This window comes from Carnobacterium sp. (genome assembly GCF_032094055.1).
Classification (GTDB): Bacteria; Bacillota; Bacilli; order Lactobacillales; family Carnobacteriaceae; genus Carnobacterium_A.
Genome location: NZ_DAMDAK010000014.1, coordinates 18,220 through 26,374 on the forward strand (window position 1 = coordinate 18,220; position 8,155 = coordinate 26,374).

10 protein-coding genes are annotated in these 8,155 nt (G+C 35.2%); 3 read left to right on the forward strand and 7 right to left on the reverse strand.

Annotated features, from left to right (window positions below; translation table 11 throughout):
• The coding region (locus tag RT405_RS03660; RefSeq protein ID WP_313467638.1) for a M42 family metallopeptidase at positions 1-852 on the reverse strand (852 nt) is incomplete at its 3' end.
• A 151-nt stretch (positions 853-1,003) separates the two neighbouring features.
• Here RT405_RS03660 and RT405_RS03665 point away from each other — a divergent pair.
• Complete coding sequence (locus RT405_RS03665; RefSeq protein WP_313467640.1) at positions 1,004-1,453, forward strand: GNAT family N-acetyltransferase; 450 nt, start codon at positions 1,004-1,006, stop codon at positions 1,451-1,453.
• Positions 1,454-1,519: 66 nt separating this feature from the next.
• On the opposite strand, the gene RT405_RS03670 is transcribed toward RT405_RS03665, so the two are convergent.
• The 6 genes from RT405_RS03670 to RT405_RS03695 all read right to left on the reverse strand — a co-directional run bounded on the left by RT405_RS03670 (position 1,520) and on the right by RT405_RS03695 (position 6,673).
• Positions 1,520-1,777 (reverse strand): DUF3006 family protein, encoded by a 258-nt coding sequence (locus RT405_RS03670; protein WP_313467641.1) that lies wholly within the window; start codon positions 1,775-1,777, stop codon positions 1,520-1,522.
• Between the two features lies 1 nt (position 1,778).
• Positions 1,779-2,789 (reverse strand): ComEC/Rec2 family competence protein, encoded by a 1,011-nt coding sequence (locus RT405_RS03675; protein ID WP_313467642.1) that lies wholly within the window; start codon positions 2,787-2,789, stop codon positions 1,779-1,781.
• Positions 2,790-2,884: 95 nt separating this feature from the next.
• A complete protein-coding gene (mgtE, locus tag RT405_RS03680; RefSeq protein WP_313467644.1) occupies positions 2,885-4,249 on the reverse strand; it encodes a magnesium transporter in 1,365 nt (454 codons plus the stop codon).
• Positions 4,250-4,282: 33 nt separating this feature from the next.
• Positions 4,283-5,173 (reverse strand): RluA family pseudouridine synthase, encoded by an 891-nt coding sequence (locus tag RT405_RS03685; protein ID WP_313467646.1) that lies wholly within the window; start codon positions 5,171-5,173, stop codon positions 4,283-4,285.
• The gene (locus tag RT405_RS03690; protein ID WP_313467648.1) at positions 5,163-5,975 is read right to left on the reverse strand and encodes an NAD kinase; all 813 of its coding nucleotides are present in this window, start codon (positions 5,973-5,975) and stop codon (positions 5,163-5,165) included. Before RT405_RS03690 ends, RT405_RS03685 begins: the two co-directional genes overlap by 11 nt.
• Before the next feature lie 32 nt (positions 5,976-6,007).
• Positions 6,008-6,673, reverse strand: a complete 666-nt coding sequence (locus RT405_RS03695) for a GTP pyrophosphokinase family protein (RefSeq protein ID WP_313467649.1) — start codon at positions 6,671-6,673, stop codon at positions 6,008-6,010.
• A gap of 496 nt (positions 6,674-7,169) precedes the next feature.
• Between RT405_RS03695 and RT405_RS03700 the strand changes: the two genes are divergently transcribed.
• Positions 7,170-7,760: a CYTH domain-containing protein gene (locus RT405_RS03700; protein ID WP_313467651.1), complete on the forward strand. Its 591-nt coding sequence runs from the start codon at positions 7,170-7,172 to the stop codon at positions 7,758-7,760.
• A gap of 165 nt (positions 7,761-7,925) precedes the next feature.
• The coding region (locus tag RT405_RS03705; RefSeq protein WP_313467653.1) for a DsbA family protein at positions 7,926-8,155 on the forward strand (230 nt) is incomplete at its 3' end.

An 8,155-nucleotide genomic window follows, 5' to 3' on the forward strand; every position in this document is an offset into this window, starting at 1 on the left:
CTGGTAAGGAATACGGTTATCTTCACATAATTTCGTCAGTTGTTTTCTCAGTTGATAATGGTAAGGGCCGCTTCCATCTTTTACACATATAGAAACTGAGTATTCATCTGTCTGTTGATCATCTCCTATGGCTCCCATATCAACAGCTAAGTATTCTGTAACTTTTTCTGATATATTAGAATTTCCTCCATATCCGATCTCTTCATTATTTGAGATAAGAAAATGAGTAGTGTACGGCAATTCTATGTGATCTTCAACTAATTTTTCTAAAAGGTTCAGTAAAATAGCTACACTTACTTTATCATCTAAATGGCGTGATTTAATAAAACCACTTTTAGTTATTTCTGTCCGCGGATCAAAGCTGATAAAATCTCCAACTTCAATGCCCAATTGTTGGGTTTCTTCTTTTGATTGCACTTTTTCATCAATTCGTATTTCCATATTTGTTTGATTTCTTTCGGCTGTCCCTGCTTCTTTATAGACATGAACGCTTGTTTGATGCATTAGTATTGTCCCTGTGTATGTTTTTCCTGAAGCTGTATGGATAGTACAATACTCTCCCTCGATCGCGTTATAACGAAATCCGCCAATCAAATCCATTTTTAAGCGTCCATCAGGTTTAATGGCACGTACCATTGCTCCAAGTGTATCTACATGAGCAGTTACAAAACGCTGATTTTGATGATTTTTTCCTTTTACAGTGATTAATAAACTCCCTTTATTGTTTGTATTTGCTTCATACCCTAAAGCCGTTAACTCCTTTTTTATCATTCCAATAATTTCGCTTGTATTCCCTGTTGGAGAAGGAATGGCAGTCAGCTTTTTTATCCATTCTAAAGTACTATTATTCATCATTTTTCCTCCATTCTTTATTACTTGTATAAGTATAAGCTATTGCCTATCAGAAATAAAGAAATTAACTGGATAGAAGATTCTCACTAGAATCACTTAATTTTCTATGGTACCCTTAACAGCATAACAAAATAGAAAGAAGGAACATTTTATGAATTTTTCCTGGTCATCTGATTTAAATTCAAAAGTTTATAAAGATGGGTTAACTATTCGGAATCGTGTTTTCGTAAAAGAACAGCAGGTTCCTGCAGAAATGGAAATAGATGAACTAGAAGATCAAACTATTTATGTAGTTGGTTATTTAGACGATACTCCTGTAGCTACAGCCCGGCTTTTCCCTATTGAGCAGAATACTTATAAAGTACAACGTGTAGCTGTTTTAAGTGATCAGCGCGGCAAGCAGCTTGGGAAAAAATTAATGTTGGAAATTGAACGGTATGCTTCTAAACATAGCCGGAATCGCTTAATATTAGGTGCGCAAGATCATGCTATTGGTTTTTACTCCGCTTTAAATTATTCAATCATTAGCGAAGGCTACTTAGATGCTGGAATTCCCCACCATGATATGGAAAAAAAATTAACAATAACTAAAAAACCTTAAAAAAATTATTTTAAGGTTTTTAGTATGTTTTCTATAAAATTGATTTGCCTACCATTCAAATAATGATTATTGTTGTTCTTTTGTCCGTTTAAGCAATGCTTCTCGCTTTGCTTTCATCCGTTCCATTCTTTGCTCTTTTTCATTGGATAATAAAATGAGTTCTTGGATTCTCAGTGTGTCTTTTTTTTGGTAAACCAATTCAAAAACATCACCTAAAGTGCATTCATCAGGAAGATACTGGAGATTTACATGAATGGGATCACTGCCATCATCAGGAATGAGCCGTGCTACCTCTCCTTCAAACTCCTCAAGAACTGCTTTCATTTTAATGCGCTCCTTTCTCTGTAACAACGCTGTAAGTTCCCTTCGAATCTACATTAACCGTTATGGTTCCATCCTCTATCGTTCCGTAAATTGGAACATTTTGATGGTTGAGCCGCTCTAGCGTTTCTCTGTTAGGATGCCCGTAACTATTTGACTCTCCTGCTGAGTAAATACTGATTTTCGGTTCAATCGCTTTTATCCATTCTTCGCTCGTACTACTTTTCGAGCCGTGATGTCCCATTAAAAGAAGAGTCGCTTTTAAATCAGCTCCGCTCTCAATAATTTCTTTTTCAACTCTTGCTGAAGCATCTCCACTAAACAGACCGCTAAAGTTAGCAAATGTAATTTTAGCTACAATCGAGTCATCATTAGGGTTGTTTTTCGAGACCATCGTTGGGTTGAGTATTTCAAACAGGAAAGGCCCTACTTGATGTTCCTCACCGCTTTTCGGCTCCACATAACGTGCATTACTGTCGCTAATAGCACCAAGTACACGTTCATATATTTTACTCGTTGCATCATAGCCATTCATCCATACTTCTTTAACATCATAATATTGCAAAACTAAGTCGCCATATCCAATGTGATCTGAATCGTTATGGGTAAAAATCAACAGGTCTATTTTTCCACCTGTACCGATATAGCGGTCTAAATAAGTTAAGATTTTTTTATCTTTATCTTCATAGCGTCCTGTATCAATTAAAATATTAGTCCCATCTTCTGATTGAAGCAAAGTAGCTGAACCTTGCCCCACGTCTAAGAAGTGGAATTGGCTTGTTCCTTTAAGTGCTGTTTCTCCTTTTGGGTATTGATTGTCTGTTTGAAAAATATGCACGAATTCCTCTTTAAATTGCTCCAACTTTTCGTGTAGAGAATAGTCTGAGTTGTCGCTTTTCCCTAAAGCAAGACCGAAAACAAATGAAAACAAAATGATAAAACTCATTAACGTTAATTGAGTCCGCTGTTTTTGTTGCTTTTTAGTTAATTTTTTCTTTTTCTTTCGATAAGCCACGCCTATTCAATCCTTTACTGTCAAAAGGATGAGACAAAAAGTCCCATCCTTGTATTTTCTAATAATTGCACTGTTCGAAAAAGTCACCGTCTTCTTTAAATAAAAAATGGCATAAAGTAAGCAGCTATATTAAAATAAATTAAAACACTAGTTAAATCACTTAATGTCGAGATGAACGGCCCACTTGCAACAGCCGGATCAAAACCAATTCGATCCATTAATATCGGAATTAAACTCCCGGCTAAATTGGCGACTACAATTGCAAAAAGCATAGCAGTACCAATTACAAAGCCTAAAATAAAATTGTGTTGCCAAATACCGATAACAGCAAAAATCGTTACCCCTGTCGTTAAACCAGTGACAATCCCTGTCAGTACTTCACTAAGAATCAAACTTGCAAATCCTTTAGCTTTGTCGTCATTATCAGCTAGTTTTCTTACAGCAACAGCTAATGATTGTGTACCCGCATTACCAGCTGTACCGGTTATCAAAGAGATAAAAACGGCTAGGATACTGGCTTCACTTACTAATATTTCGTAACGACTAATCAATGTTGCTGTTCCCATACCTAAAAATAATAATGTAATCAGCCATGGCAAGCGTTTAGATGCCGCAATAAAGGGATTTTCTGATTGTTCTCCGACATCGACCCCGGCCAACCCTGAATAATCGCTAGCTGCTTCTTCGTCAATAACATCGATAATATCATCAACTGTGATGATCCCTAATAGGTAATCATCTTTATCAATAACAGGTACTGCTAAAAAGTTGTAGTCTCTAATCGTTTTAGCTACGTCATTTTGATCATCAGTAACATAGACTGAAATTGGGCGATCCCCCATTACATCTGCTATCAATTCATCGTCTTCATGAGTGATCAATTCTCTTAAAGAAATAACGCCGACTAACTTTTCAGCCGTATCCACTACATAAATATAATAAATCGTTTCTGCTTCTGCAGCCTTGTTTTTTAAGATTCGCATAGCAGAATGAATCGTTTGATTAGCTGCTACCGAGACGTATTCAGTCGTCATGATCGAACCCGCAGTTTCGTCTTCATAATGCAGCAGTTCTTTGATTTCAGCAGCGCTGTCAGCTGTCATTAGATTGAGGTATTTGCGTAAATCTGCTTTTTCTAATTGATTTAAAATATCAACCGCATTATCTGTAAACATTTCGCTAAGCATATCAGCCGCATACTGTGGATCCATTTCTTTCAAATACACCTCAACAGATTCTTCATCTTCTTCAAGGATTTCGAACATATCGGCCATTTCTTTCGGAGAAAGATAGTAATACATTCTCTGCCGCTCTTCTTCAGTTAAGGAAAGATAATACTGTCCTTGTTCATATTCGTGTAAAGTAAGAAACTCAGAACGAAATTCTTTGAGTTTTTCTTCAGCTAAATAAGTTTTTAGTAAATTTAACTTTTCTTCTATTTCTAGTTGTGCTTCATTCAAAAATAGCTCTCCCTTCTAGCAGTTTCAAGGTTTTTATTGCTGTTTGAGCCATTCAGCCATGTCGTCAGGACAGGTTGCTGTTAACACAATCTGCTTTTGTGTAAATGGATCGATAAAATCCAATTCACGGCAATGTAAGGCTTGTCTTTTAATCCATTGATTCTTCACTCCTCCATAAAGATCATCACCCATAAGCGGATGTCCAATGTGTGCAAAGTGTACTCGGATTTGATGCGTTCTCCCTGTATGCAGCTGAATATCTACTAAAGTTGCATCATCAAATTCTGTTTTTACCCAGTATTCTGTTAAAGCCGTTTTACCGCTTGGGTGCACGATCCTCTTGATGATCGAATCTTCTGGTCTAGCAATTGGAGCTTCAATCACTCCGTGCTGGCTTCCTACTAACTTTCCTGTTAGTAAAGCCATATATTTTTTATGCAACTGTTTATTTCTTAGTTCTTTATCTAATAAAGCATGAGCATACCCATGCTTAGCAAAAAGCATCAACCCTGTTGTATCACGATCTAGACGCGTAACGATGTGGATGACTTGATTTTGATAGCCTTGTCTTACATAATACCCTTTTACACGGTTTGCCATCGATTCTTTTGGATGGATTCTTGATGGAATAGAAGCTACTCCAAAAGGCTTATTCACCACTAAAAAATGTTCATCTTCATAAACAATTTCAATCGGAATATCGATGGGGACTGTTGTATCATGGCCCTCTTCATTCGGGATAGTAACTTCTATTAAATCATTTTCCTGCAAACGGTAAAGAACATTTTCTACTTGTTGATTAACTTTGATTTCTCCGCCTTGAAACTTTATTTTGGCCAATAAACCGCGTGAGATGCCTTTTTCCGCTAAAAAAGCTTTAACTTGTTTTTTTTCGAAAGACTCGTGTACCCAACTAAACTTCATATTTATTTTTCGCTCCAATAAATGCGTCTTCTACTCGGCTCCAGAAATGAGTGTGTCGATACCGGGCAAAGTGAATCCGTTCGTTTGCTATTCGATATTGTAGTTCAACAATATTCTTTTCAGATGAAGACAATTGATCAACAGTTAATATAAAGCCGTCTGTAGTGATTGGTTTTATGCGAATCCATTCATCTGGAGCTACGATCATAGGAGAACTTAATGTCCGGAAAACACGGTTATTAATAGAAGCAATTTCTGCTAATTGAATAGCCTCTAAACGTGGATGAATAATGGCTCCGCCGACTGATTTGTTGTATCCCGTTGAACCGGTAGGAGTCGAAACACAAAGGCCATCACCTCTAAAACGTTCAAAGAGTTCATCTTTGACGAATACATCGCACACCATTGTACCATCCACCCGCTTCATCGTTGACTCATTCAATGCTAAGAAATGTGACGATTCCTTACGCCCTTGAAAAGTTCCCCGGACATCTAATAAAGGATAACTAATGCTTTCTCCTTTATCATTGACTAAGCTAGCCACTAATTCGGGTAATTCATAGTCACGCCAATCTGTATAGAAGCCTAAATGTCCGGTGTGTATACCGACAAAGCGAACAGAGTCCAACAGATGGGCATATCGATGGAATGCAGACAATAATGTGCCGTCTCCACCAATTGTGATAATCAAATCGGGGTTACGCTTATCTATTGAAAAGTTGTTTTTAATCAGCAATAGTTTCAACTCTTCTGTTGCAGCAAGAGATTTTTCATTATTATTATGCACAATGGCTATTTTCACAATTAGTTCCTCCTATGCTGAACGATAAAAATCTATTCTAATTTCTTTTTATCATCAGTTTCCTCTAGACTGTTTCGCTTACTATAAGAAAACAGATGCTGAGCTTCTTGGATTTCTTCCCTAATCTCTGACATTTCTTCGTCTAATTGATAGACTGCTTCAGCCGCTCGCTTCAGGCGTACTTTAATATCTTCCGGAAATTCACCTTTATATTTGTAATTCAAAGAGTGTTCAATCGTTGCCCAGAAATTCATGGATAATGTCCTGATTTGTACTTCAGCTAAAATAATCTTTTCTCCATCGATTACTTGTACAGGATATTCAAAAACGACATGGTACGAGCGATAACCACTCTCTTTCTGATTCGTAATATAATCACGTTCTTCTACTATTTTTATATCTTTCCGGTTTCTTAATAAACGTACGACTTCATGAATATCTTCTACAAATTGGCACATGATCCGTAATCCGGCAATATCTTGCATATCCGTTTCGAGACGGTTTAAAGAGATGTTGCGCAATTCTGCTTTTGCTAAAATACTATCTACCGGCTTTACTCGTCCCGTAACAAATTCAACAGGTTTATGCAGATTTTCTTTTCCAAACTGTTTTCGGATTCCTTTTAATTTAACTTTTAACTCTTCTACTGCTTGTTGATAAGGTACTAAAAATTCATCCCAATTTTGATTTTCATCCATTGCTTCTACCTTCTTTATTTGTCATTTCAATGCCACTCCATTTAAAGAATGCATACAAATTCATTTTAACATATACCGCTTAAAATAAGAAATGACCAAAACGTCTATTTTAAAATAAAGATAGCATTATAGTAACAGCATGCAGCTGTACTACTTTATACTAAATAATTCCTTTCCTTCATTTTTTCAGAACTGCTTTTAAGCAGAACCTTCATTCTTTTTATTCACCGGTACGATGTACAGTGTTTGATACAGAAATATTTTTATTCAAAAAATGAATCCATGTATAATAAATAAATTTAGGTCATTTTTATTGCAACTTAATCGATTAGCGCGTAAATTTGATATATAAAATCCTCTTTTTTAGATTTTCGATCAGCTTTAACATCTGATCGTTATTCTTTTTCGTAGTAGTAGTAAATTAAGTAAAAACTTGTAAAGCTAGAAACGAGCTAGCTCTATTGGTCTAATTTAAATGAAATCAGGAGATGATGATATGAGTGAGCAACTCGAAATTGAATTTAAAAATATCTTGTCAGCTTCGGAATACCATACTTTACTTCATTATTTCCAAGCTAAAGAAACAGACTTTTTCATTCAAGAAAACCATTATTTTGATACAGAAGAAAATGCTTTAAAACTTCTAGGGGCTGGATTAAGAATACGCATTTTATCGGACTCAGCAGAATTAACACTTAAAACGCCTATTGAAAATAATTTATTAGAAACTACTGACACATTATCTCTTGCAACAGCTCATGAACTCCTTTCAAAAAATAAAATTGATTTTCAAGGAGCTGTTGTTGAAAAATTAAAACAATTACAGATTCAACCAAAAGAAGTACATTTAATTGGATCGCTTAAAACAAAACGTTTTGAAAAAATGACTGAAAAAGGCTTGTTTGTTTTAGATCAAAGCTTTTATGGCGAACAAGTAGATTATGAATTAGAACTTGAAGTAACAGAAGAAACAGTAGGAGAAAAAACGTTTAATGCTTTTTTAAGAGAACATCAGATAGAAAGAAGCCCTTCAAAAAATAAAATTGCTCGAATGCTGACCTATGCTTCTACGGAAGATGCTTTTTAGAAACAAAAGTTTTTTTAATATGTGGCAATTTTGTTACAGTTTTATTTTTTCAAAGTATGTTCTAGGACATTTTATTACTTTTTTATAAATTTATTTGATACAGTATATATGTTGCTGACAGATGTAATATTGCTTCAAAAATATATAAAGTTAAGGTGAAATGAGATGCTCACAACTAAGTATTCCAAAAAAGGGAATCAGTTTAAACAAGTTATCGAAATTTATTTATTTATTAATCCTTTAGGATCAACCTGTTATGAAGCAGAAAAAGGATTATTAGACTTCGTAGAATCCAGAGAAGAAAAAGTTCACTTTCATTTTATTCCAGTTCATAATTTTAAGACATTTTCTGATTATATGAAAGCCAAAAAATTGCCTAAAAATAATTTGAATTT